This is a genomic window from Burkholderia mayonis (genome assembly GCF_001523745.2).
Taxonomy (GTDB): domain Bacteria; phylum Pseudomonadota; class Gammaproteobacteria; order Burkholderiales; family Burkholderiaceae; genus Burkholderia; species Burkholderia mayonis.
In genome coordinates this window covers 2,620,209-2,645,557 of the sequence record NZ_CP013387.1, presented here as the reverse complement: position 1 = coordinate 2,645,557, position 25,349 = coordinate 2,620,209, and the positions used below count along the sequence as shown (strand labels likewise).

The 25,349-nt window shown below is 64.6% G+C and carries 20 protein-coding genes and 2 pseudogenes; 14 read left to right on the top strand and 8 right to left on the bottom strand.

The window, feature by feature from the left end; genetic code table 11:
• Nucleotides 1-465 precede the first annotated feature (465 nt).
• Together WS70_RS30810 and phaZ are read right to left on the bottom strand one after the other, a co-directional pair.
• Nucleotides 466-2,301, bottom strand: coding sequence for a ribonucleotide reductase N-terminal alpha domain-containing protein (locus tag WS70_RS30810; RefSeq protein WP_059597505.1), 1,836 nt, complete (start codon nucleotides 2,299-2,301; stop codon nucleotides 466-468).
• A gap of 30 nt (nucleotides 2,302-2,331) precedes the next feature.
• Nucleotides 2,332-3,567, bottom strand: a complete 1,236-nt coding sequence (gene phaZ, locus WS70_RS30805) for a polyhydroxyalkanoate depolymerase (protein ID WP_059597500.1) — start codon at nucleotides 3,565-3,567, stop codon at nucleotides 2,332-2,334.
• 314 nt (nucleotides 3,568-3,881) lie between these two features.
• On the opposite strand from phaZ, the gene WS70_RS30800 reads away from it, so the two are divergent.
• The 3 genes from WS70_RS30800 (at nucleotide 3,882) to WS70_RS30785 (ending at nucleotide 7,142) form a co-directional block, all read left to right on the top strand.
• Nucleotides 3,882-4,121 carry a hypothetical protein gene (locus WS70_RS30800; RefSeq protein ID WP_059597499.1) on the top strand — a complete coding sequence of 80 codons (240 nt, stop codon included), beginning with the start codon at nucleotides 3,882-3,884 and terminating at the stop codon, nucleotides 4,119-4,121.
• A 291-nt stretch (nucleotides 4,122-4,412) separates the two neighbouring features.
• Nucleotides 4,413-4,808: a TraR/DksA family transcriptional regulator gene (locus WS70_RS30790; RefSeq protein ID WP_059473898.1), complete on the top strand. Its 396-nt coding sequence runs from the start codon at nucleotides 4,413-4,415 to the stop codon at nucleotides 4,806-4,808.
• 60 nt (nucleotides 4,809-4,868) lie between these two features.
• Complete coding sequence (locus WS70_RS30785; RefSeq protein WP_059597498.1) at nucleotides 4,869-7,142, top strand: FAD-dependent oxidoreductase; 2,274 nt, start codon at nucleotides 4,869-4,871, stop codon at nucleotides 7,140-7,142.
• Between the two features lie 79 nt (nucleotides 7,143-7,221).
• Here the strand turns inward: WS70_RS30785 and WS70_RS30780 are convergent, their stop codons facing one another.
• Nucleotides 7,222-8,877, bottom strand: coding sequence for a GMC oxidoreductase (locus WS70_RS30780; RefSeq protein ID WP_059473921.1), 1,656 nt, complete (start codon nucleotides 8,875-8,877; stop codon nucleotides 7,222-7,224).
• 491 nt (nucleotides 8,878-9,368) lie between these two features.
• Here WS70_RS30780 and WS70_RS30775 point away from each other — a divergent pair, with 491 nt between their 5' ends.
• Nucleotides 9,369-9,581, top strand: coding sequence for a DUF2834 domain-containing protein (locus WS70_RS30775; RefSeq protein ID WP_226382899.1), 213 nt, complete (start codon nucleotides 9,369-9,371; stop codon nucleotides 9,579-9,581).
• 159 nt (nucleotides 9,582-9,740) lie between these two features.
• Here the strand turns inward: WS70_RS30775 and WS70_RS30770 are convergent.
• A pseudogene (locus tag WS70_RS30770) lies at nucleotides 9,741-10,458 on the bottom strand (IS5 family transposase).
• 298 nt (nucleotides 10,459-10,756) lie between these two features.
• Between WS70_RS30770 and WS70_RS30765 the strand changes: the two are divergent.
• From WS70_RS30765 to WS70_RS30745, 5 genes and pseudogenes are all read left to right on the top strand, one after another.
• Entirely contained in the window at nucleotides 10,757-11,554 is a 798-nt protein-coding gene (locus tag WS70_RS30765; protein WP_159082998.1) for a class I SAM-dependent methyltransferase, read from the top strand.
• Between the two features lie 90 nt (nucleotides 11,555-11,644).
• On the top strand, nucleotides 11,645-12,988 hold the full coding sequence (locus tag WS70_RS30760) for an aminotransferase class I/II-fold pyridoxal phosphate-dependent enzyme (protein ID WP_059598164.1): 1,344 nt from the start codon (nucleotides 11,645-11,647) through the stop codon (nucleotides 12,986-12,988).
• 24 nt (nucleotides 12,989-13,012) lie between these two features.
• Nucleotides 13,013-14,335 carry an NAD(P)/FAD-dependent oxidoreductase gene (locus WS70_RS30755; protein ID WP_059598165.1) on the top strand — a complete coding sequence of 441 codons (1,323 nt, stop codon included), beginning with the start codon at nucleotides 13,013-13,015 and terminating at the stop codon, nucleotides 14,333-14,335.
• A gap of 132 nt (nucleotides 14,336-14,467) precedes the next feature.
• Nucleotides 14,468-14,887 carry a nuclear transport factor 2 family protein gene (locus WS70_RS30750; protein WP_059598166.1) on the top strand — a complete coding sequence of 140 codons (420 nt, stop codon included), beginning with the start codon at nucleotides 14,468-14,470 and terminating at the stop codon, nucleotides 14,885-14,887.
• A gap of 88 nt (nucleotides 14,888-14,975) precedes the next feature.
• Nucleotides 14,976-15,693, top strand: a pseudogene (locus tag WS70_RS30745) (IS5 family transposase).
• 143 nt (nucleotides 15,694-15,836) lie between these two features.
• Here WS70_RS30745 and bsrA read toward each other — a convergent pair.
• The gene (gene bsrA, locus WS70_RS30740) at nucleotides 15,837-16,772 is read right to left on the bottom strand and encodes a LysR family transcriptional regulator BsrA (protein ID WP_059473900.1); all 936 of its coding nucleotides are present in this window, start codon (nucleotides 16,770-16,772) and stop codon (nucleotides 15,837-15,839) included.
• On the opposite strand from bsrA, the gene WS70_RS32245 reads away from it, so the two are divergent.
• On the top strand, nucleotides 16,752-16,988 hold the full coding sequence (locus WS70_RS32245) for a hypothetical protein (RefSeq protein ID WP_162498991.1): 237 nt from the start codon (nucleotides 16,752-16,754) through the stop codon (nucleotides 16,986-16,988). The two genes, bsrA and WS70_RS32245, sit on opposite strands and share 21 nt — an antisense overlap.
• 60 nt (nucleotides 16,989-17,048) lie before the next feature.
• Nucleotides 17,049-18,176: a sterol desaturase/SRPBCC family protein gene (locus WS70_RS30730; RefSeq protein ID WP_059596876.1), complete on the top strand. Its 1,128-nt coding sequence runs from the start codon at nucleotides 17,049-17,051 to the stop codon at nucleotides 18,174-18,176.
• Between the two features lie 112 nt (nucleotides 18,177-18,288).
• Here the strand turns inward: WS70_RS30730 and WS70_RS30725 are convergent, their stop codons facing one another.
• From WS70_RS30725 to WS70_RS30715, 3 genes are all read right to left on the bottom strand, one after another.
• Nucleotides 18,289-18,729, bottom strand: coding sequence for an SRPBCC family protein (locus tag WS70_RS30725; RefSeq protein ID WP_059473902.1), 441 nt, complete (start codon nucleotides 18,727-18,729; stop codon nucleotides 18,289-18,291).
• Between the two features lie 322 nt (nucleotides 18,730-19,051).
• Nucleotides 19,052-19,660, bottom strand: a complete 609-nt coding sequence (locus tag WS70_RS30720; RefSeq protein WP_059473903.1) for a hypothetical protein — start codon at nucleotides 19,658-19,660, stop codon at nucleotides 19,052-19,054.
• Nucleotides 19,661-19,790: 130 nt separating this feature from the next.
• Nucleotides 19,791-20,855, bottom strand: a complete 1,065-nt coding sequence (locus WS70_RS30715; protein WP_226382898.1) for a DUF6670 family protein — start codon at nucleotides 20,853-20,855, stop codon at nucleotides 19,791-19,793.
• Nucleotides 20,856-21,570: 715 nt separating this feature from the next.
• On the opposite strand from WS70_RS30715, the gene WS70_RS30700 reads away from it, so the two are divergent.
• The 3 genes from WS70_RS30700 to WS70_RS30690 are packed head-to-tail and all read left to right on the top strand — an operon-like array spanning nucleotide 21,571 to nucleotide 25,346.
• A complete protein-coding gene (locus WS70_RS30700) occupies nucleotides 21,571-22,803 on the top strand; it encodes a 3-methyl-2-oxobutanoate dehydrogenase (2-methylpropanoyl-transferring) subunit alpha (RefSeq protein ID WP_059473905.1) in 1,233 nt (410 codons plus the stop codon).
• A gap of 4 nt (nucleotides 22,804-22,807) precedes the next feature.
• Complete coding sequence (locus WS70_RS30695; protein ID WP_059473906.1) at nucleotides 22,808-23,851, top strand: alpha-ketoacid dehydrogenase subunit beta; 1,044 nt, start codon at nucleotides 22,808-22,810, stop codon at nucleotides 23,849-23,851.
• 1 nt (nucleotide 23,852) lies between these two features.
• Nucleotides 23,853-25,346 carry a dihydrolipoamide acetyltransferase family protein gene (locus WS70_RS30690; protein ID WP_059596878.1) on the top strand — a complete coding sequence of 498 codons (1,494 nt, stop codon included), beginning with the start codon at nucleotides 23,853-23,855 and terminating at the stop codon, nucleotides 25,344-25,346.
• Nucleotides 25,347-25,349: the final 3 nt, after the last annotated feature.

Genomic DNA, 25,349 nt, shown 5'->3' with positions numbered 1-25,349 from the left:
GCCGCGCGGGATGCGGGCGCCGTCGGCCGTGCGGCTGCCGACGGCCGTCGAGGCCGCCGCGCCGCGGATGCGCCCGCTGTCATTCGACCCGATTGAGGCAGGCGTCGGCTTGACGTGGGTCAAGCAAGCGGGCGTGGGGGCGGGCGTTCGAGGCTTGTGTCGGCGGGGGCGACCATGGCGGGCATGCGTCTGTCGTGCGGCGCTCGACGTTGGACGGCGCTTGCGTGGCTTCGTTGCGCGATGTGCGATGAGTTCGGCGATGCGGGACGGGATAGGGCGTTGTTTGCGTGAAAGCGTGCTCGCCGGCCGCCCGGCTTGAGCGGTCGCATGCTTGGACTCGCCGGGCGGCCGGCGGCGCGCCGACGATTTACGCCGACGATTCGCGAAGACCGATCGCGCAACCCAGTCGTTCACCGCGCCACGCGCCATTTCACCCAACCTTCCAAGCGCAAAGCGACCCCGCCCCTAAGCGCCTTCTTCGCAGCTTCCCCCCGCCTCGCGCGCCACATCCGCCCGCCGGATCGCGATGCTCTTCAGCTTCGCGCGCCACGCGCCGAACAGCAGCGCATTGATCTCTTCGAGCGAGTAATGACCCGCGAGCGTCAGCGTATTCGCGACCCCCGCGTCGACATACGGCTGCAGCGCCGCGCGCATCGCGAGGCGGTCGCTCGGCGCGATGTCGGCGTCGGTCGCGAAATAGTCGGGCAGCGCGACACGCTCGCCGCGCAGCGACCGGAACAGCCGATGCGCGTGGTTCTCCGCACGCATCCCCGGCGCGCCTGTCGCGCCGGGGCTTGTGCGCACCGTCCGGTGCTCGATCCACGCGCGCGCCGGCGCGATGCCGGGCGAGCAGTTGTCGCCGAACGCGAGGCTCACGCCGACGGTGGGCGCGAACGACGTCAGATGGCTGTTGCGCAGCCCGTCGCGCTCGATCGCGTGGCAGACCGCGTGCGGCAGCGGCGGCCCCGCGTGCAGCGCGTCGAGATGCGCATGCCGGTCGCACAACGGAAACGCGCCGCGCTCGGCGGCGAGCTCGGCCGACGCCGCATACGCGTGATTGCGCAGATCGGACGCGATGTAGCGCGTCATCTCGCGCGCGGCCGGCGAGTCGTAGCGCAGCCGCATCATCGCGAGCATGTCGGCGAGCCCCGTCACGCCGACGCCGATCCGCCGCTTCTGATACGACTCGCGCGCGTGCGCGGCGAGCGGCCAGCGCGTGACGTCGAGCGCGTTGTCGAGGAAGCGCACTTCGATGCGCACGGCCGCGTCGAACGCGGCGAAGTCGAAGCGCGGCTCGCCGCCGGCGCCGAACGGATTGCGCACGAACCGCGACAGGTCGACCGCGCCTAGCATGCAGCTACCGTACGGCGGCAGCGGCTGCGCGCCGCACGGGCTCGTCGCGTCGATCCGCTCGCGGCCGCGCAGCGGGTCGGCCGCGTCGATCGAGTCGGCGAACACGAGGCCGGGCCCTTCGCCGTCGCGCGTCGTGGCGACGATCTCGCGCCACAGATGGCGCGCGGGCGTCGTCGCATACGTCCACGCGCCGTCGGCCGCGGGCAGCGCGCCGCTCGCCGCGTCGTGCGGCGGCGCCGCATGCCGCAGCGTCCACGGCAGATCCTGCTCGACCGCCTGCATGAACGCATCGGTGACGGCCACCGCGAGCTCGAGCGTCTCCCAGCGCGCGCGCCCGCGCTTCGCGGCGACGAATGCAAGCAGATCCGGATGGTCGCAGCGCAGCACCGCGAGCTGCGCGCGGCGGCGTCCGTCGCGCTCGCCCGCTTGCGCGCCGATGCGATCGAACCGGTCCAACGCCGCGCACACGCCGGGCGATGCCGACTGGTCGGCTTCGGGCCGCGCACGCGCGGGCGGGATCTCCGAGAAGTCGTAGCCGACGTCGCCGCCCATCGCGAGCGTCAGGCGCGCTTCGTCGATCGCGTGGTCGAGGTTGGGATGAAAGCGCGTAAGCGCGGCGGGCGCGCGGATCGGATGGACAAAGCAGCTCGCCATCGTCTGATCCTGCGCCGCGCCCGCGCGCGCCATGATGCGGCCCGCGCCGAGCGCGCCGTTCAGCAGGTTCCGGTAGAAGCGCCGCGCAGCGCCCGAGCGCGTCGCGACCGGTTCCACGAGCGCGAGCGCGCGCGCGACCCGCGCGCATGCCTGAGCGCGTGACGTCTCGTCCGGTAGTGCATAGCGGTCGGCGAATACGGCGTCGCAGATCGGTTGGTCGTCCATGTTGCCGATCATGCGGACGAACGAATCGGCGTGGCGAGCGATGCGCGTCCGTTTTTTGATCGTCCGCAAGCGGCGTGCGCGCGGGCCGCGCATGGCGGCTCAAAGCGCGGTGCGGCGCGGAGGTCTCGCGTGCTGCGCTTCGGCGCGCGTCCAGAACGCCTCGAGCGCCGGGTAGATCGATTGCCGCCAGTGCGGGCCGAGGAAGAGGTCGTAGTGATCGCAGTCCGGCGCGGTGATTCGTTCGCGCGCAGCGTCGGGCAGCGCGTCGCACAATTGATGCGCGGCATGCGTCTGGCCGGCGCCGGAAATGTCGTCGCGGCCGCCTTCGATCGTGCAGAGCGCGGTGCGCGTAAGCCGTTGCGGCGTGACGCGGCGGCGGCCGATCGACCAGCGGCCGTCCGCTAGCAGGCGCTCGTGAAAGATCACGCGGATCGTGTCGAGGAAATAGCGCTCGGTCATGTCGAGCACCGCGCCGTATTCGTTCATCTCGCGCAGGCAGCGCGCAGCGCCGACGAAGTCGCCCGTCATCCACGCGGCCCAGTAGCGGCTTTCGAGCGCGACGCGCCGCTGCGGATGCGCGACCACGATCGCCGCGTGCTGGACGAAGCCGGGATAGACGCGCCGTCCGGCGCCCGCATACGGCGGCGGCACGACGTCGATCGCCGCGCGGCGGAACCAGTCGAGATCGTGTTCGAGCGCGAAGCGGTCGACGAGCGTCGGGTGTGCGCGCGTGTCGATCGGGCCGCCCAGCAGCGCGACGCTCGCGACGTGGACGCCGCGTGCGGCGAGCAGCGCAGCGGCCGCGAGCGCGGGTACCGTCGCTTGACAGACCGCCATCACGTGCAGCCCGTTCGCATTCGCGCCGGCGATGAAGCGCTCGAGCGTGCGCACGTAGTCGTCGAGGCCGAATGCGCCGGCATCGGGCGGGACGTCGCGTGCGTTGCGCCAATCGGTTACGTAGACGTCGCGCGTCGCGAGCAGCGTCTCGACGGTTTCGCGCAGCATCACCGCGTGGTGCCCGGCGAGCGGCGTGCATAGAAAGACCGCGGGGCGTGCGGCCGCGTCGCCGTCGAGCCGGCGCGCGAACTTGCGCAGCGCGCAGAACGGCGTGTCGTCGACGATGCGCTCGTCGATCGCGACGGCCGCGCCGTCGATCACGACCGCCGCGATCGCGAACGGCGGCGGCATGGGGACCGCGTCGGCCGCGCGCGTCATCGGGCCCCACGTGGGCCAGCCGGCCGGGCGCGCGGTCGCGTCCGCGCGCTGCGCGGCGCCCGTCCACGGCTGACACGCCCGGACGAATTCACGTTGCGCTTCAAGCCACGCGTACAGCATCGAATCTCCTTACCGGCGTTGCGGGAACGGGTTGCCGAAGTCGCGGCGCGCACAAGTCGCGAGAGGCGGGATGCGCGGCTGCGGCCGACCGGGGCGCACGGGGCCGGCGGCAGGCGGCGGACGGCGGACGGCGGACGGTCGGCAGGCGCTCCAGGCACTGAAGCGGGCGCCGCTGCGAAGCTTGCTGTCGACGGCGGCCATGCGCGATCCGTTTGCCGCAGCGCAACGAAGCCGCATCCATCGCGCATCGGATTGGGACAGAATAGGCCGGCGGACGCCTCATCGCCAGATTAAAAGCCGCATTTGCAGTGCTTTTGACGATCGTCAAGCAGGTGGCGAATGGAAGCGGGCGGCGGTCGATCGTGCGGCGCCGGGGCGACATCGTGACGACGGGGGCGCGCATCGGTTCCGAGCGATCGCGGCCGCCGTTGCGCAACCGTCCGACGCAAGACGTTGCGGCGGCCCGAGCGTGGTGGCATCGTGATGCTTCGGCGTTTCGGCGTTTCGGCGTTTCGCCGCACCGCCGCACCGTTGCGGCGGCGCGCGCCGATTGACTCAGGTCAACGGCGGCCGGCCGGCGTGGCATACGCTACGCGACATTCGGCCGGCGGCCGAGTTGCGTCGTAGCGAATCGCGTGAAAACGGAAACGGATCGCTGTCGCCTGAGCGTCGGCGCGACCGCTTGCCGGGCGCAACACAGGCAACACACGCAACACACGCAACACACGCAACACACGCAACACACGCAACACACGCGACGCAAGCAACAAACGAAGCAGCGCGCATCGCTCCACCGCCACGGCGGCGCGGACCCGATGCGGCAAACGCAGAAATCGGAGGATGGGATGGCAGCGTTCGACGAGCATCAACTCCAGGTTCTGAGCGATCTGTTGAACGCGTGCAAGCAGGCGCTGCAGGCGGACGTGCGCACGTGCGAGCAGCATCGCGCCGACGAGCCGTACGCGAATCTCGCGGGCCAGGCGCCCGACGAAGGCGACGAGGCGAACGCGGATCTGTTCGTCGACGTCGACCACGCGCTGATCGGCATGAAGCTCGCCGAGTTGCGCGACGTCGACGCCGCGCTGCAGCGGATCGCGCGGCGCAGCTACGGCTCCTGCGCGGACTGCGGGCAGCCGATCGAATACGAGCGTCTGCTCGCGCGCCCGACCGCGTTGCGCTGCGCGTCATGCCAGCACGCCCACGAGCGGCAATTCGCGACGCAGCCGAGGTCGTCGCTGTGAGCGGCGCGGTCCGGCCGCGTGCCGCGCTCGCCGCGCGCTTCTCCACGACGGGAGGCGTCGATGCGTGACGTCGACTATCTGCTCGTCGGCGGCGGAATCGCAAGCGTCACCGCCGCGCGGTTGCTGCGCGGCGAGGACGCGTCGGCGAGCATCGCGATCCTGTGCGGCGAACCCGTCCTGCCGTATCAGCGCCCGCCGCTCAGCCAGGAATTCCTGATCGGCGCCGAGCAGGCCGCGACCATCACGCTGCACGACGCGGCGTTCTATGCGTCGCAGTGCATCGATATCGTGCTCGGCGCGCGCGCCGAGCGTCTCGATCTCGCGAAACGGATCGTGCGTGCGTCGAACGGCGCCGCGTTTCGCTATCGCAAGCTGCTGATCGCGACGGGCGCGACCGCGAAGATGCCCGCGCTGCCCGGCGTCGAGCTCGATGGTGTGCACGTGCTGCACACGATCGCGCAAGCGGAGACGCTGAAGGACGCGGCTGCGCACGCACGCCGCGCGACAGTGCTGGGCGGCGGCTTTCTCGGCGTCGAGATCGCCGCGACGTTGCAGACGCTCGGCTTGCAGGTGACGCTTGTCGAGCACGAACCGGAACTGATGCCGACGCTGCGCGCGCCGGCGCTCGCGAGCCATTTCGACGCGCTGTGCAAGGCGCGCGGCATCGACGTGCTGACGCGCCGCGAGGTGCGCCGCGTGCTCGGCGCGCAGCGCGTCGAGGCGGTCGAGACAAGCGACGGTGAGACGCGGCTGTGCGATCTGTTCGTCGCGGCGGTCGGCGTGACGCCGAACTGCGGCTGGCTCGAAGGCAGCGGCCTCGCGCTCGGCGACGGGGTCGAAGTCGACGCGTTCTTGCAGACGACCGATCCGAACGTGTTCGCGGCCGGCGACGTCGCGCATTTCGACGATCCGATCTTCGGCGTGCGGCGGCGGATCGAGCACTGGGACAACGCGATGCGGCAGGGCAAGATCGTCGCGCGCAACATGCTCGGCCACCGGCTGCCGTATCGCGACGTATCGATTTTCTACGGCAGCGTATTCGGGCTGTCGTACAACCTGCTCGGCTATCAGGCCGGCGTGACCGAGACGATCGAGCGCGGCTCGTTCGACGATCGCTCGTACGCGCTTCTCTATCTCGCCGACGACGTGCTGCGCGCCGCGTTCACGATCGACCGGCCGGCCGCCGAGATCGCCGCGCTGAACGACGCGATCAGGCTGCGCGTGAACGTCGCCGCGCAGAAGGCGAAATTGAGCGATCCGAACTTTCCGCTCGACAAGCTGCCGGTACAGACGATGCTGATCCTGCAAGGCGGCGGCGCGCTCGGCGCGTTCGAATGCGGCGCGGTCAAGGCGCTCGAGCAGCACGGCGTGCGGCCCGACGTGATCTCGGCCGTGTCGATCGGCGCGTTCAACGGCGCGATCGTCGCGAGCCATCCGAAGGGCGCGGTCAAGGCGCTCGAGGCGTTCTGGCGCGACTTGTCGATCGCGCTGCCGTCGCTGTACGGCTCGCCGTGGCACCAGGCGTGGCTGTCCGCGTACGTGCTGTCGTTCGGGGTGCCGAATTTCCTGAAACCGCAATGGTCGCAGTTCGGTTTCGGCATCGATCGGCTGCGTGCGAAATGGACGAGCTTCTTCGACGCGACGCCGATCGAGAAGCTCGTCACGCGCTACGTCGATTTCGATTCGCTCGGCACGAGCCCGACGCGTCTGCTGATCAGCGCGGTCGACGTCGAGACGGGCGAGCCGCGCATCTTCGACAGCTACGTCGATCGCCTGAGCCCCGCGCATCTGCTCGCGAGCGGCAGCTTGCCGCCCGGTATGCCATGGACCGTCGTCGACGGCCGGCCGTACTGGGACGGCGGCGTCATCAGCAATTCGCCGCTCGATCTCGTGATCGAGCGCTGCGGGCAGATCGGCGGACATGTGTTCATCATCGATCTGTTCTCGGGCACGAAGACGCTGCCGACGAACCTTGTCGAAGTGATGCTGCGACGCGAGGAAATCACGTACATGGACCGCGTGCGCAACGATCTGCGCTTCGAGGAATACGCGAGCGACTTCGGCGATCTCGTCGACGGCATTCTCGCGCACGTCGACGAGCAGACGGCGAACGAGATCCGCCAGCAGCCGCTGTACATCCGGCTGATGGGCAACCGCGCGGCGCTCGATATCGCTCGGATCACGTTGAATCGCGACGGGCAGTTGTCGTTCATCGAGGATTACGATTTTTCGTCGGACGCGATCGCGCAGTTGCAGAAGCAGGGCTACGACGCGGCGCTCGCCGCGCTCGCGAACGGCCGTGCGAATCATCGGCGCAAGCAACGCGGCGCGTGATGCGCGCCGCGCGCCGCGTTGGATCGCGCGGCGTCACGTTGCGCGACGCCGCGCGTCGTGCTTGCCGCGCGCACCGCACTCACGCGGCAAGCTCTTCCCCGATGCTGTCCCAGCGCTGCGCGCTCGCGGCAGGCACGTGGCTCATCGCATGTTCGGCGAGCGCGGTGATCGTGAGGCTCGGGTTGACGCCGAGATTCGCTCCGAGCATCGAACCGTCGCAGATGTACATGTTGCGATAGCCGAACACGCGGCTGCGGCCGTCGCACACGCCGTCGCGCCGGCTGCGCGCCATCGCCGCGCCGCCCATGCAGTGCGCGGTCATCGGCACGTTCAGCAGGATCTCCGTCAGCGACGTCATCGGCACGCCGCCGAATGCGCGCGCGGCCTTCTCCGCGAAGTCGTTCGCGGCCGGGATGTACGCGGGGATCTTGTCGCCGGCCGTCGCGAGCTGCTTCGAGAACGGCCAGAACCAGCGGCGCTTCAGACGCATCGTCAGGTGTCCTTCGAGCGTCTGCATGCAGAGGAAGATCATCGTATCGTGCGCGAAGCCGCGCGGATCGATCATCCGTATCGCGGTCAGCGGCCGCGTCACCAGCAGCTTCGCGAGCGCGCCGAGCCACATGAGCGGGCGCAGCCCCGCGGGCGCGCCGCGCGTGAGCACGGTCGTCAGCAGTCCCATCGTGTCGGAGCCCGAAGGATAGCGCGTCGCTTCGATGTGCGTGTGCTCGTCGATGTAGATGCCCGAGCCGATCGCGACGCCCTTCGACAGATCGACGGTCGATTTCGGGAAGCGCACGCCGATCAGCGATTCGGCGTTCGTGCGCACGCGCTCGCCGAGCGCGCCCGACAGATGCGGCAGCGAGCGCTTCTCCTTCAGGCGCATCAGCAGATCCTGCGTGCCGAGCGATGAAGCGGCGAACACGACGCCGCGGCACGTGACGCGGCTTTTCGTGCCGCGCGCGCCGGCCGCGAGCGATATCGCTTCGACCGCGTAGCCCGCCGCGCCGTCGGCGCGCGCGTCGAGCGGGCGCACGTCGACGACCTTCGTTTCCGCGCGCACCTGCGCGCCGCGGCGCTCGGCGAGATACAGATAATTGCGGTCGAGCGTGTTCTTCGCGCCGTGCCGGCAGCCGACCATGCAGCCGCCGCAGCCGATGCACGACGTGCGTTCCGGGCCTTCGCCGCCGAAGTACGGATCGGCGTAGCGCGTACCGGGTGCGTCGGCGTCGTCGCCGAAGAACACGCCGACGTCCGTCGGATAAAAGCTCTTCTCGACGCCGATCAGCTTCGCCATCTCCTTCAGCCGGAAATCGGCCGCGTCCATTCGCCGGTTCGTGACGACGCCGAGCATCCGCTTCGCGGTCGCGTAGTGCCCGGGCATCACGCGCTCCCAATCCGCGAGGCCCGCCCAGCTTCCTTCGCGCCACACTTTGTCGGGCGGCACGAGCAGCGTGTTCGCGTAGGTGATCGACCCGCCGCCGACCGCATTGCCGTTCAGCACGACGACGTGCTTGAAGAAGCGCATGCCGAAAAAGCCGCGCAACCCGAGCGCGGGCCGCCATTGCCAGCGCGACAGATTCCACGTGGTCGCGGGCAGGCTGTCGGGCGTCCAGCGCCGGCCCTGCTCGATCACGAGCACGCGATAGCCTTTCTCGGACAGGCGCAGCGCCGACACGCTGCCGCCGAAGCCGGAGCCGACCACGACGTAGTCGTAATCGTAGGACTGCTGTTTCATTCGGTTTACCTTTTTTGATTGTTCGAGCCGGCCGGCGTGCGCGGCGGCGCGCGAGCGGTTCGTCTCCCTGTTTTCGCGTTTGCGCGATGCAGCGACAATGCGCGCCGTACCGCGCGCGCATCGTCGCCCCCGCGATGTTCGTCAGCCGCGCTGAACTCTCTAGTTTCGAGCGCTTGCGGTCGAGTATCAATTCGAAACACGACGTAGGCCTTATCGCCTTGAATTCGTGTTCGTTTGCGCTGAGATTCAAACAAGCGGAGTCGAAGCGGTTCGATCGCGCACTTGCCGGCCGAGCCGCATTGATCGAGTTTTCCCGCACGACGCAGAATCAGCCACTACCAGACGAACGACGACGACCGCCATGCCCATCTCGAGGAAAATGCCTTGCGCTGCTTACGGCCTGATCGCGCTTGCCGCGCTGATCGGCACCTGGAGCAACAATCTGCAGTATCTGCCGCTCGGCGCGGCGCTGTTCCTGTGGCTCGTGCTCGATGCGCGGCGCGTGGATCTACATCGTGCTGAGCATCGCGGTCGCGGTCAGCGTCGCGTTTCCGGTGTTCCTGATCCATCGGGAACGCGCGCTCGCGGCCGCGAACCGGCCCGTGCCGGAGACGCGCAGCCTGCGCGCCGGCGACGTCGCGGGCCTCGTGCTGATCGCGCTGTTCGCGATCGGCTACGGCGTCGTCGCGTTGCGGCGCGTCTAGCATAAGAAGCGCGCCAACACCGGCACTAGGGAAACGCTGATTAATTCGCCGCCCGTTCGGCTTGTAGATGAAGCAGCGCAGAACTTTCCGGATAGCGAAACAAATCCGCGCTCATTTCGGTGAATTTGACTCGTCCACGAGCCTGCCTGTTCGCATTTTTCACACGCATGACGGACTGCTCCCATGAACCGATCGCAACCGATTTCGCGCAATCACCAGATTCGCCACAGCGAACAGGCTCAACAGTTGCGCCGTGTTCTTGGCCAAGCCCTTGTATCGAGTCTTGCGATGGTGAAACAGGTTCTTGACGATATGGAACGGATGCTCGACCCGCGAACGGATCTGCGCCTTGGTTCGTTCGACCGCGACCACCAGGTCCTTCAGCGGCCCTTCCTGCCTCGCTTTGATCTTTCCGCGCTTGGCCGCGACGTGCCACGTCACGGTCTTGCCTTTCATTTCGTCGCGCTTGTCTACGCCAATGTAGCCCGCGTCGGCGAACGCCTGCTCTTCATGCCCGTGCAGCAGGGCATGCGCTTGCGACACATCCGACACGTTGGCCGCCGTGCCAACCACACTGTGGATCAGGCCCGAACGGCGTCCACGCCAATGTGGGCTTTCATGTCAAAGTGCCATTCGTTGCCCTTCTTCGTTTGATGCATGTCCGGGTCACGGCTCTTCCCGGCGTTCTTGGTCGATGGCGGCGCTTCGATGATCGTCGCATCAACCAGCGTGCCTTCCTTCATCAGCAGTCCTCGATTGCTGACAGCAAGCGCTGCCACGGCACGATCTTCTCCATCTCGGCCAAGAAGCGCTGGCGCCTCGTCACGCGCTTCTTGCCTGCAATTTCCGCTTCCGCGAAGCCGATCTGCCTCTTCATCGTCGTGGGTCCGTTCCGTGAGCTGTCTTCTATAACGTCCTCGGCTACGTCAGCGATGACCGCCGAGCTTCATTAATCAGCGTTTCCATAACGACACGCACCAAAACCGAGCACACAATATTTCAGTGCACACTTAATAATAACGCTCTTCATTTTCAACAATTTCATATTTCTTTAACAAATCGCTCCGCCCGAGACAATTGCGACGATTGTATCTTTTTTATCAAAAAAATCTTGAAATCCATCAACTCAAAAACTAATATCCGTCTGCACGTGATCAAATTTGCTGGGGACTTTCATGAAATCGAAAGAAGCTGAGCAATTCGGGGAACTATCCGACCTTTACGAAGACATGTTTGAGTGGCCGTTCCGAAAACACTTCGAAGCGCCTACTGTGCAGAAAATCGTTGGCAATCCACAGAACTTGTCCATCATCGATTTTGGATGTGGTGGTGGCGGCTATACTCGAAAATTTAAAAAACTTGGCGCTAAACATATCACCGGCTACGAGCCAACTGACGGCATGCGAGATGATGCTAGCAAGCGTGCAGAACAAGAGCAGCTTGATATAAATTATGTTTCGGAACTTACGCCGAAATTAGCTGGACAATTCGATGTCCTGCTAAGCATTTACGTTCTCCCGTACGCCACCAGTCCTACTCAGCTCGATGCCATGTGCACGGAAATGGCATCGCTTATCCGTCCAAGTGGTCGATTCATCGCCGTGACCATCAACCCAGACATCAATCCCGCGCCTGAATACTATGAACGGTACGGCTTGCGTTTCATGCCATCCGATCCGGATAAATCGCATTATTCCGATTGCAGTCGTTTGACACTCGATCTGAACTACCGAGGATATGAAGGCAGTGTTTACGCATGGTATTGGGGAAAAGCTTCGATCGAGAATGCCTTGAACAATGCAGGGATCCACTCGATCGTTTGGCATCGACTGAAGGCGTTGGAATTTAAAAGTGATTTGGATATTCCCGGCGATCTCCGCCCATACCACGACTGGCCTCACGCAATCGTGATCGAAGGAAAAAAACAAGCGAACTCGGCACATATCGATGAGGGTGACATTACGCGCCCCTAGAAATCGCCAAACCTTATCGCATTTTCAGTTTATTACCGCCTCCTTCATGGCCAATGATATCAGTATTTATCTATCCCTCTGGAAACCACTATGAGCATCATTGGCGACTTTGCTTCGGACTTACCAGGTCAGAACGATATCTATAAAAATACCACTGGAACATTGATGATGCATCTCAAGCGTTCTGGTATTCGAGATGTCGACATTATTGCCGAGCAGATGGACGCGCTGCGACGGAAGCAATTGCGCGAAGGTATATACAGTTTCGACTCGTTTTCCTGCTTAGGTAGCGACGCCTCGGCTCCCATCGCAACCTCGTTGGACGAAACTCCGCACGATTGTTCAATCTGGTCGACCAATCTTTACCTTGGACTGAATCGCCACCCGAAAGTAGTCGAGGAAGTCGTCAACGCGGTTCGCCGGATGGGCACCGGATGCGGAACATCGGCGATCTCTGGCGGCATGAACGTGCTGCACCGCAAAATCGAAACCAAGTTGCAGCACTGGCTAGGAAAGGAATCTGTCATGCTCTTCCCGACCGGGTTCACTGCAAATATGGGTGCGCTGGCAGCGCTGTGCCAAGAAAACGATCATGTGCTGATCGACGATGAATCGCACGCTTCCATCCGTGATGGCATTCGCCTGTCGCCAACTAGGCGCTGGATCTCCTTTCAGCACAATTCCGTCGATGATCTGCAACGGAAACTCGAAATTTCGAAACGGGAATGCGCGGGCAAGATCGTTGTGGTCGTTGAGTCAGCATATTCGATGAGCGGCGATATTTGTCCACTCGCAGAAGTGGTCGCGTTGAAGCAGCGCTATGATTTTTTACTGTACATCGACGAAGCCCATTCCTTCGGCATTTACGGTGAAGCAGGACGAGGACTTTGTGATCAGGAAGGCGTTACCGCTCAAGTCGATTTCATCGCGTCCACCTTTTCGAAGGCGACCGCCTCGATCGGTGGCTTCATCGCAACGGAGCGCCGCTTCACTTCGTATTTCCAGTGGAGCGCCAACACGTATGCATTTCAGGCCTGCTTCACGCCAGCGGACGCTGCGGCCGTGCTGGCTGCGCTCGAAGTAATCGAAACGGAACCTGGCATCGCTCGCGAGTTGCATGAGAAAAATCGTTACATGCGCTCTCGATTGCAGAACGTTGGTTTCGATCTGAGAGACAGTCAGACTCCGATTGTCCCGATCTATATATCGGATACTGGGAAGCTGCTGAAGATATGCTTCGATCTGTATAAGAACGGCGTGTTTTCGGTTCCGGTCGCCTATCCGATGGTAGCGGAAAACGACGGCCGTATCCGATTCATCGTGAATGTCAGACACACCCGCGAGCAGATCGACCGCACCGTCGATTTGCTCGCCGATCTCGCCGTCAAGCATGGACTGTTCGAAACTCAACCCCAATCGGTCGTGAACGAATGATCCGCGCCGAATACAGGAGAAGCTATGGAACAGTTCGATGTCGTCGTCATCGGCGCTAGCGTATCTGGTGCGCCTACCGCTATGCACCTCGCGCGCCAGGGACACAAAGTGCTGCTCATCGACCGGAAACAATTCCCGCGCGATACGCTGTCGACCCATTTCATCTGGCCTCGGGGAGTATCTTATCTAAAACGCTGGGGCATCGCGGACCCGATTTTGAACCGAACTCCCCACTTCACACATATGGAAGTGGTAATCGAGGGCATTAGGATGTTCGGCTCGATCCCGCTTCAGGATATTGAACAACGCTTTCAAAAAGTGCACGGCGATGCAAACGGCGCGACAAACATCTATTGCGGACCGAGACGCCTTCTTCTCGATCACGAACTGGTCAAGGCGGCGGTGTCGGCTGGTGCCGACGTCCGGGAACGCGTTACTTTTACCCGCCCGGTAGTCGATAACGGTGCGATTACGGGCATTCATGCCGTAACCGAGCAAGGCACACAGATTCAGGCGAACGCGCGCCTGGTCATCGGCGCGGACGGGCGCTTCTCACAATTTGCAAAGTCTGTTGGTGCCGAAACCACTGACTATCGATCAAATTCAACGTTTGCCTATTTCGGATACTTCTCCGGCATCGACAAGGACGAGTTAACCATACGCAACCGCGGGCGCCTTGGAACAGCAATATTCCCGACATCAGACGGCACGCACATGGTGCTGACGTATGGGCCAAGTGCCTGGTGGGATGAATTCCGTCGCGATCCGGAAGGGAATTTCTTCAGAACATACGAATTCTGTGATCCGGAAACTGCGGAAATGATCCGCCGTGGCAGGCGCGAGGAGCCCTTCAAGGCATGCGGTACCATGCCGGCGTTTCAGAGGAAGAATATCGGCGGAGGCTGGGCACTCCTCGGCGATGCAGGTAGTTTTAAGGACCAAGTAACTGCCATGGGTATCACACATGCTTTTCGGGACGCTGAATTGATCAGCGGATACGTCGATCAGGGGCTACAGGGCGAAATGTCACTCGATCAGGCCTTGGACGCATATCGTGCAGCCCGCCTCGACGACTACGAACGCTATTTCAATTTCGTCTGTCAAACTGCCGAAATGAGAATTCGCACTCGCGACGAGCTGAGCGAGTTACAAGAAATCTCCGAAGATTCGGCGAAGACGGATCGATTCCTCGCGCAATTCGGTGATACTCATCCGCTACCCGATGCCCTTTCGTCTCCTGTCTCGGATGTGTCGTTGTCGACTTCAGACGGGGACAGGTCAGCGGTTCCCGGATATCAGATCCCGCCATATGCGTTACCGCATGCGAGCGTCATGGCCCCCGTGTGAGCAAGCGCTCGGCATCCGGCGCCCCGCCACGGGCGTACAAATTCCGGATACCGAGCTATTGGATAAATCGCTCGCTCCATATCCGAATTCAGACACAATATTCTCAAAAGATCAGATAGAAGGCGGTGAAATATGACTGAAATGGATACCGTTAAAACTGCTTACCGTTACCTTGCGGACGGGGACGTCTCGGCCTTGCTTGATCTCTTCGATCCATCGATCACGTGGAACGAGGCAGAAAGTAGTCCGTACTCGAACGAGCGGTCATGGCACGGTTCGTCCGCCATAAAACAGAACCTTCTCGATCGGATACCAGATGACTGGCAAACATTTGCGATCCAGTTGATACGGCTCCATGCCTGTGGAGAAACGGTGGTGGTCGAGGCACGATATACAGGCATACATCGCCGAACCGGTCGCGCGCTTGACGCACAAGCCTGTCATATCTGGACCTTGCGTGACGGCCGGGTAGTCCACTTCCAGCAATACGCCGACACCGTTCGGTTGCGGGACGCCACGCTTCCGATACAGTCGAAGATATCTCATCGCTAAGGGAAACGCTGATTAATGAAGCTCGGCGGTCATCGCTGACGTAGCCGAGGACGTTATAGAAGACAGCTCACGGAACGGACCCACGACGATGAAGAGGCAGATCGGCTTCGCGGAAGCGGAAATTGCAGGCAAGAAGCGCGTGACGAGGCGCGAGCGCTTCTTGGCCGAGATGGAGAAGATCGTGCCGTGGCAGCGCTTGCTGTCAGCAATCGAGGACTGCTGATGAAGGAAGGCACGCTGGTTGATGCGACGATCATCGAAGCGCCGCCATCGACCAAGAACGCCGGGAAGAGCCGTGACCCGGACATGCATCAAACGAAGAAGGGCAACGAATGGCACTTTGACATGAAAGCCCACATTGGCGTGGACGCCGTTCGGGCCTGATCCACAGTGTGGTTGGCACGGCGGCCAACGTGTCGGATGTGTCGCAAGCGCATGCCCTGCTGCACGGGCATGAAGAGCAGGCGTTCGCCGACGCGGGCTACATTGGCGTAGACAAGCGCGACGAAATGAAAGGCAAGACCGTGACGTGGCACGTCGCGGCCAAGCGCGGAAAGATCAAAGCGAGGCAGGAAGGGCCGCTGAAGGACCTGGTGGTCGCGGTCGAACGAACCAAGGCGCAGATCCGTTCGCGGGTCGAGCATCCGTTCCATATCGTCAAGAACCTGTTTCACCATCGCAAGACTCGATACAAGGGCTTGGCCAAGAACACGGCGCAACTGTTGAGCCTGTTCGCTGTGGCGAATCTGGTGATTGCGCGAAATCGGTTGCGATCGGTTCATGGGAGCAGTCCGTCATGCGTGTGAAAAATGCGAACAGGCAGGCTCGTGGACGAGTCAAATTCACCGAAATGAGCGCGGATTTGTTTCGCTATCCGGAAAGTTCTGCGCTGCTTCATCTACAAGCCGAACGGGCGGCGAATTAATCAGCGTTTCCCTAGACGCGCTTCTCACGCCGCTACGCCGTCGGCCGCCGCGATGATCGCGCGATGCGTGTGCGCGATCTGCTCGCGCAGCCAGCGAAGGCCGGGCTGTGCATCCTGTTGCCGATGCCAGATGAGGCTCACCTGTATCGGCGGAATGTCGATCGGCAGCGGCGCGATCTGCAGCGCATAGACGTCGGCGAAGCTTTCCGCGAGCCGACGCGGAATCGTGCCGAGCAAGTCCGATTTCGCGACGAGCGCGGGAATCGTCAGATAGTGCGGCACCTGCAAATGCACGACGCGGCGCACGCGCGCGGAGCCGAGCACGATCTCGAGCGGCGAGCCGCGCCGGTCGCGCGGCTGGATCGACACGTGGCCGCTCTCTTCATAGCCGCGCAGCGCGAGCCCGCCCGCGAACGCCGGATGACCGGCGCGCCCGATGACGACGAGCAGCTCCTCGTGCAGCGGCTCGTAGCAGAGCTCGGGATTGTCGAAATGCAGATAGTCGACCGCGAGATCGAGCGTGCCCGTCGTCAGCTGGGCGGGAATCGAGCCTGCATCGTCGCTCTGCACCGACAGCATCACGTTCGGCGCGCGCGCCTTGATGTGCGCGAGCAGATCGGGCAGCAGCACGGTTTGTCCGTAGTCGTTCATCGACAGCCGGAACAGATGATGCGTGTCGAGCTCGAAATCGGTCTGCGGGCCGAGCCCGATCTGCAGCAGGTACAGCGCTTGGCGCACCGGTTCGTACAGCGCGCGCGCCTGCGCGGTCGGCGTCATCCCGCGCGCGGTGCGCGTGAAGAGCGGCTCGCCGAGCTGCTGGCGCAGCCGCGTCAGCGCATTGCTGACGGCCGGCTGGCTCATATGCAGCCGCACCGCGGCGCGCGACAGGTTCTGCTCCTGCATCAGCGCGTCGAAGACGAGCAGCAGGTTCAAGTCCAGTTGTCGCAGATTCTGGATCATTCGTCGGCGCTCCGGAATGTGCGCGCGCCGAGGCAGGAACGCTCGCCGGACGTGCGGCGGCGCGGGCGCATCGTGCGCCGTCGCGTCGGCGCGGGCGATCTCCGTTCGCAATCGAATGCATCGTTCGACATATCGGCGCGGCGCATGATCGAAATCAGATTGATGAATAAATCAAATCACGATTCTCCATTGGAGAAATCGCCGAGGCTACTCTAATCTGCGGTCGAGCCGGCGCGCTTCGGACGCGCCGCGCGCGCCGGACGACAGGAGACCGCGATGACCCAGGACGTGAATGCGTTCCGCGCGCATTACCGCGCGAACGTTCACCCGCGCTACAACGCATGGCTGCACGGCGGTTTCGTGCTCGCATACGGGATCGCGGCGATCGCGTTCTTTCTGAAGGACGTCGCGCACGTGAGCGCGTTTCAATGGGCGACGGTGCCGTTCACATTCCTGCTGTTCAACTGGCTCGAATTCACGGTTCATCGACACGTCGGTCACTTCAAGCGCCGCTTCGGCGCGATGTTCTATCGGCGTCACACGGGCGATCACCACAGCTTCTTCTCGAGCGAGCGGATGACGTACCGCGACGCGCGCGACTGGCGCGTGATCCTGTTCCCGGCCTGGCTGATCGTCGTGTTCAGTGTCGGCCTGTTCGCCGTGCATGCGGTATCGAGCCGCATCGATGCAAACGTTGCGGGTCTGTTCGCGAGCACGATGCTCGGCGGTTATCTGCTCTACGAATTTCTTCACGCGTGCGAGCATCTGCCCGATACGCATCCGCTCGCGACGTGGCCATGGATTCGGCAGATGCGCACGCTGCACCGGATCCACCATCGCAACGAGCTGATGCGGACATGCAACTTCGACGTCATCCTGCCGTTGATGGATTGGCTGCACGGCACGTTGCGCTGGAACGCAGAGCCGCAGGCCGAATTCTCGACGTTCATGCGGCACGAGATCGACATTGCACGCCGCTCCGCCGACGTGCTCGCCTATGCGAGCAGCGCGGCGTGCTGGCCGGAATGGCATCCGTCGTCGCTGCGCGTCGACGGCCCGACGGGCCCGCTCGCGGCCGGCAGCCGCTTCGAAGAGGACGTGCGCGCCGCGGGGCGCGTCGACCATCTGCGCTGGGACGTCCTGCGCGACGAGGCCGGCGCGATCTGGCAGGCGCGCGCCGTCAACGCGAAAGGCAATCTTCGCATCCTGCTGACCTACGAATGCCGCGACGGCGCGCAGGGCGCGCGCTTCATTCGCACGCTGCAATATCACTCGCCGAATCCGCTGCTGCGGCTCGCGAACGCGCTCGTGATGCGCAAGCGTGTCGAATGCGAGTCCGCGCATTCGCTGACGCTCCTGAAGCGACGGCTCGAAGACGAAGACGCGTGCGACGCCCGACGTTGAGCGCGCCGCGCCCGTTCGTTCGCGGATTTTCATCGGCGCGTCGCGCATCGGCACGCCGCCGTGCGCGTCGTGCGCGCCCAATGCGCCGCGCACGCCGACGCCCGTCGCGCGATCACGCCCAGGACTGCCGCCTCAGCGCCTTCCCGATGCCGCGTCGAATGCTGCCTTCGAGCACATGCCGGACGATCGGCGCGACGAGCGGCACCTTGCCTTCGAACGTGATCACGTAATGAAAGTACGTGCGGCGCTCGTCGATCGGATGAAAACGCATCACGCCGAGATGGTCGCGCAGCGGGCTGCCGCGCGTGATCCGGTATTCGATCAGTTCGTTTTCCTGATAAGCGGTCACCGTCTCGACGAACGACGGCGCGCCGGGCACGCGCATCTCGCGCGCGGAGCCGACGCCGTTGCGCGCCGGCTTGCCGTCGCTGATCCGGCGGATCTTGGCGGGCGAGAAGATCGACGCGAGATTCTCGTGCTCGCTGAAGAAGCGGAAAACCTGCTGAACCGGAGCGTCGAACTCTTCGGCGATTTCTATGCGTTGCTGTTTCATGTGGATGTCGCGTGTCGAGGATGGAGGGGCGGCCGGCATGCGGTCGTGCTGCGCAACGTTCTGACGGGTGTCGGTCGATGCTGCGGCGCACCACGAGTGCCGGTCTCGTCGCGCACGTGATGACGATGACATTGATCAATGGCAGCGTCAATCGGGGCGATTGCGTGTGTCGGCGCGGGGCCGTATCGCGGGGCGGCGCGCGCGTGCGTTCGTGCGGCCTCGGAAACCCGCGCATGCGAATGTCGCGGCGTGAGAGATCGAATCCGAAGCCGGGAGCCGCATGGCGCAGCGAACCGCATCGGCGGCGGTGCCGACGCGGCGTTCACGCAGCGCCGCCGAGGCGCCCGTTCCGGACCCATCGGCCGAACGTGAACGCGAGCGGACCGGCGTGCAGATACGCGGCGAACAGCCAGTACGGCACGCGTGCGAATTGCTGCAGCTTGTAGTCGAACAGGCCGAGCCATGACACGAGTCCTTCGGCCAGCGGCCCGGTCGCGGCGACGATGACGGACAGCACGGCGATCCGCATCCGATAGTCGGTCGTGGTGGCGATCCGCACGATCCAGAGCGCGACGAGCGTGATCGACAGCATGAACGGATGCGTGTTGCCGAACAGCCCGGTCGCTCCATAAACGAGGTGCGTGACGGTGACGAGCGACACGAGCTTCGGCAGCGGCGGCGGCGTCGTGCCGCTCGTCAACGGATGCGTCGCAGCGAGGATCGCAGCGCTGCCTGCGACGAAGATTGGCCACACGATCAGCGATTGACCGTCGAGCCGCGGCGCCCAGTTGTACCAGAGGATGCCGTTCCGCACGTGATAGAAGTGATCGCCGACGCTGAAGATTCCGAGGCCTGCGATCAATGCACCGATGATGATGCGCTGCGCGACCGATGATTGCGCGGCCGGTTGCCGAATGACTGAAGTCTCCATGTTTTTTTCTCCCTGTTGGTGAGGCTGAAACGCCGCCGCTGATGCCGAGCGGCGTACGATCCGGTTCGAACGCGCACTCGCGAGCGCAAGCACAATCGCAAGCTCGGCGCGGTCGATGCGAGACGGCGCATCAGTCGTACGACACTTCGCAGTCGACGTATTCGATGTACCCGCGCCCGCTGTGCGCGCGGCCTTTGACGCTGCCTTCGAAGCGATAGCTGGCGACGTAGCCGCGCCCGTGGCCGAAGCGCCACGGACTGTCGATCGTGCCGCACAGATCGAGCCACGGCCGGCCGGCGTCGTCGCGCGCGGTCCACGACAGACGATGCGGCAGCCGCATGCGCTTGCCGTCCGGCGACGTCGCGAGTTCCTGCCGATACGCGTCAATGACGAACGCGACACCGCGCTCGTGAATCTCGGCCGTGCCGTCGAGCGCGCGCAGGTGAATGCCCTTGAACGCCTGTTCGCCGAGCACGCGGACTTCGGTCAGCAGCAACTGGACGCCGTCGTCGAGATTGACGATCTGGTACGTGAAGAAATCGAGCGGCAGCTTCCAGCGCTCGCTCAGCGGCTGCGCGAACCACGCTTGAGGTGTCGTCATCCGCGCGTATTCGAACGTGCACAGCGTGTCGATCGGCGTCGTGCGATCGCCGTGGCGGATTGTCCCCGAGCACTTCGCGAGCAGGCTCAGATGGTCGTATGCGACGTTGTGGACGAACCACGAGACGATGTCGGTGCAGTCGATCGCGACGTCCATGCCGAAGTGCGCATAGTCGGCTTTCACCGTGTAGCGCGGGTACGCGCCCGCGATCGTCAGGTCGTCGCCGAACGCGACGACCGTGTCCGCGCGCTGCACGACACATTCGCGGCCGATCGAATACGCGCGATAGTGATGCGCGTCGTCCGCCGCCGTCGACGACAGGACCGTCGCGACATCGCGCGGATCGCCGTCGACCAGGTAGTCGTTGTCGAACGCGAGGCTGCCCGTCGCGCCGAGCAGCGTCATCACATTGCAGTACCGGTGCGGCTCCGGCAGGTTCGGAAAGAAGATGCCGTAATGCGTGAGCCCGTAGCGCTTCTCGCGCACGTGCGGCACGAGCATGTCCGGTGCGCCGAACGGACGCGTCGACGCGTCGGCCGCGCGATCGATTTTCGGCAGTAGCGCGGCGACGACGATCCGCGCGAGCGCCGACATGAGCCGGCTGGTGCGCGCGGCGGAGTGGGACGGAACGTTTCCGGGGGCGATGACTGAGTTCATGGCGAGAGCGAGGTCGAGGGGCGAGGCGGGAAGCCGGGGCGATTCGGGATGCGAACGGTATCGCGTGCTCGGGCGGTTTCCGTGTCGTTGATGAATTGGAATATCGCGATGCCGTGCCGCGTGCGCGATCGACGCGCGACGCGCGACGTATGAAGCAGTGCTTGCGCGATCGGTATTGACATCGATCGATGTAACGTTCTGGGGAGTCTAGGACGAAACGCGCAACTGTGGAAATTGATAATGGTGATAAGCCATATTCGAGTCGCGATGCGTGATGGCCGATCGGGCGAGCGCAAATAACTCGTGACGCGAGTGGGGGGATCGCGGGCGCGAACCCGTCGATTATCGATGGGCGAATGCGCGGCGGCGTCGAATGCGTTTCGATCCGGCCGTGCTTGCGCGACGCACAAAAGAAAACCACGCGAGCGCGCCGGCAGCATGAGCGGTGCGACACAGCGCGAAATCGCATCCGCAGCATGCGATTTCCTCGATCGACGTCATGCGAACGAGCGTGCTGAAAGGTGTCATAACATTCCGCCGTCCGTTTGAAAATCGGGGCGACTCCGAGTCCGAAGAGGCTTTCACCACGCGCGATAACTTTGTTACGCTCTGCGGCGAAGCGTGCGACAAAATCAAACGTGGAGACAATTGAATGAGCCAGTACGGGCCATTGCGATTGCATGTGCCGGAGCCTACCGGGCGTCCGGGATGCAAGACCGATTTTTCCTATTTGCACCTATCGCCACCCGGCAAGGTGCGCAAACCCCCCATCGATGTCGCCCCCGCCGACACGAGCGACCTGGCCTATGGCCTCGTCCGCGTGCTCGACGACGACGGACGAGCCGTCGGGCCATGGGCGCCCGGTCTCGATCCCGACATCCTGCGCAACGGCATCCGCGCGATGCTGAAGACGCGCGTCTTCGACGCGCGCATGCAGATCGCGCAGCGCCAGAAGAAGATCTCGTTCTACATGCAATGCCTCGGCGAGGAAGCGATCGCGGTCGCGCACACGCTCGCGCTCGAGCGCGGCGACATGTGCTTCCCGACCTATCGTCAGCAAGGCATCCTGATGGTGCGCGACTATCCGCTCGTCGACATGATGTGCCAGCTGATGTCGAACGAGCGCGATCCGCTGAAGGGCCGCCAGCTGCCGGTGATGTATTCGACGCGCGAAGCCGGATTCTTCTCGATCTCGGGCAATCTCGCGACGCAGTTCATCCAGGCGGTCGGCTGGGCGATGGCGTCGGCGATCAAGGGCGACACGCGGATCGCGTCCGCGTGGATCGGCGACGGCGCGACGGCCGAAGCCGATTTCCACACCGCGCTCACGTTCGCGCACGTGTACCGCGCGCCCGTGATCCTCAATGTCGTCAACAACCAATGGGCGATCTCGACGTTCCAGGCGATCGCGGGCGGCGAAGGCGCGACGTTCGCGGGACGCGGCGTCGGCTGCGGAATCGCTTCGCTGCGCGTCGACGGCAACGACTTCCTCGCGGTGTACGCCGCGTCCCGCTGGGCGGCCGAGCGCGCGCGCCGCAATCTCGGGCCGACGCTGATCGAGTGGGTCACGTATCGCGCGGGCCCGCACTCGACGTCCGATGATCCCTCCAAATACCGCCCCGGCGACGACTGGACGTACTTCCCGCTCGGCGATCCGCTCGATCGCCTGAAGCGCCACATGATCGGCATCGGCGTGTGGTCCGAGCAGGAGCACGAAGACACGAAGGCGGCGTTCGAAGCGGAAGTGCTCGCCGCGCAGAAGGAAGCAGAGCGCTACGGCACGCTCGCCGACGAGCGCGTGCCGAACGTCGCGAGTATTTTCGAGGACGTCTACAAGGAGATGCCGGAGCACTTGCGCCGGCAGCGCCAACAGCTCGGGGTATGAAGCGATGACGACAGCAAGCAAAGACGGTCCGGCGGCTTCGCCGATGACCATGATCCAGGCTTTGCGCTCGGCAATGGACGTGATGCTCGAGCGCGACGGCAACGTGGTGGTGTTCGGACAGGACGTCGGCTATTTCGGCGGCGTGTTCCGCTGCACCGAGGGCCTGCAGACGAAGTACGGGAAGTCGCGCGTGTTCGACGCGCCGATCAACGAAGGCGGGATCGTCGGCGCGGCGGTCGGGATGGGCGCGTACGGGCTGCGGCCCGTCTGCGAGATCCAGTTCGCCGACTACTTCTATCCGGCGTCCGACCAGATCGTGTCGGAGGCGGCGCGGCTGCGCTACCGGTCGGCGGCCGAGTTCATCGCGCCGTTGACGATCCGCATGCCGTGCGGCGGCGGCATCTACGGCGGCCAGACGCACAGCCAGAGCCCCGAGGCGATGTTCACGCAGGTGTGCGGGCTGCGCACCGTGATGCCGTCGAATCCGTACGACGCGAAGGGCCTCTTGATCGCGGCGATCGAGAACGACGATCCGGTGATCTTCCTCGAGCCGAAGCGGCTCTACAACGGCCCGTTCGACGGCCATCACGAACGGCCGGTGACGCCGTGGAGCAAGCATCCGGCGAGCCTCGTGCCCGACGGCTATTACACGGTGCCGCTCGAATCGGCGGCGATCGTGCGTCCGGGCGGCGACGTGACGGTGCTGACCTACGGGACGACCGTGCACGTGTCGATCGCCGCCGCCGACGAGACCGGCATCGACGCCGAAGTGATCGACCTGCGCAGCCTGTGGCCGCTCGATCTCGACGCGATCGTCGAATCGGTGCGCAAGACGGGGCGCTGCGTCGTCGTGCACGAAGCGACGCGCACCTGCGGCTTCGGCGCGGAGCTGATCTCGCTCGTGCAGGAGCACTGCTTCCATTGGCTCGAAGCGCCCGTCGAGCGCGTGACGGGCTGGGACACGCCCTATCCGCATGCGCAGGAATGGGCGTATTTCCCGGGCCCGAACCGGGTCGGCGACGCGCTGCGGCGCGTGATGGAGAATTGACATGGGCATCCACGTCATCAAGATGCCGGATATCGGCGAAGGCATCGCGGAAGTCGAGCTCGGGCTGTGGCACGTGAAGATCGGCGATCGCGTGAAGGAAGACCAGGCGATCGCCGACGTGATGACCGACAAGGCGTCGGTCGAGATTCCGTCGCCCGTCACGGGCGTCGTCGTCGCGCTCGGCGGCAAGGAAGGCGATGTCCTCGCGGTCGGCAGCGAGCTCGTGCGGCTCGAGATCGAAGGCGACGGCAATCACGGGGGCGATCGCTGCGGCAATGCTGCGAACGGTGACGCGCGCGACGCGGCGAGCGCACAGCCGGAGCGCGTCGCCGAGGCGGCGCACGCGCATGCGAACGCCGGCGCGCAATCGGCGCGCGCCGCCTCGCGCGAGGCATCGGATGCGAACGACGATCGCGCCGAACGTATGGAACGTGACGAACGTACGGAACGCGACGAACGTACGGAACGCGACGAACGTACGGAACGCGACGAACGTACGGAACGCGACGATCGCGCCGCTTCGCGCGCCGCGACGCCGGCGACGTCCGCCGCCGCCGATACACGGCACGCCGCCCGCGAGCAAGCCTCGCCGCCGCCCGCGCGCCGGCCGGGCGAGCGCCCGCTCGCGTCGCCCGCGGTGCGCAAGCGCGCGTGGGATCTCGGCATCGAGCTGCGCTACGTGCACGGCACGGGCGAAGCGGGCCGCATCCTGCACGAGGATCTCGATGCATACCTGCAAGGCCGCGGCATCGTCGCGCCGGGCGCGCGCGGCGGCCACGCGGCGTACGTCGAGCGGCACGACGAGGAAGCGGTGCCCGTGATCGGGCTGCGCCGCAAGATCGCGCAGCGGATGCAGGATGCGAAGCGCCGCATTCCGCATTTCAGCTACGTCGAGGAGATCGACGTCACCGAGCTCGAAGCGTTGCGCGCCGAGCTGAACCGCAAGTACGGCGAAGCGCGCGGCCGCCTGACGGTGCTGCCGTTCCTCGCGCGCGCGATGGTGATCGCGCTGCGCGACTTCCCGCAGATCAACGCGCGCTACGACGACGAAGCCGGCGTCGTCACGCGTCACGGCGCGGTGCATCTCGGCATCGCGACGCAGAGCAAGGCGGGCTTGATGGTGCCCGTCGTGCGCCACGCGGAGGCGCGCGATCCGTGGGCGATCGCGGCCGAGATCGCGCGGCTTGCGGACGCGGTGCGCGCGGGCCGCGCGGAGCGCGACGAGCTGTCGGGCTCGACGATCACGATCACGAGCCTGGGCGCGCTGGGCGGAATCGCATCGACGCCCGTCATCAATTCGCCCGAAGTCGGCATCGTCGGCGTAAACCGGATCGTCGAGCGGCCGATGTTTCGCGACGGCGCGGTCGCAGCGCGCAAGCTGATGAACCTGTCGTCGTCGTTCGACCATCGCGTGATCGACGGCATGGACGCGGCCGAGTTCATTCAGGCCGTGCGCGCGCTGCTCGAGCAACCCGCCCTTCTTTTCGTGGAATGAGCC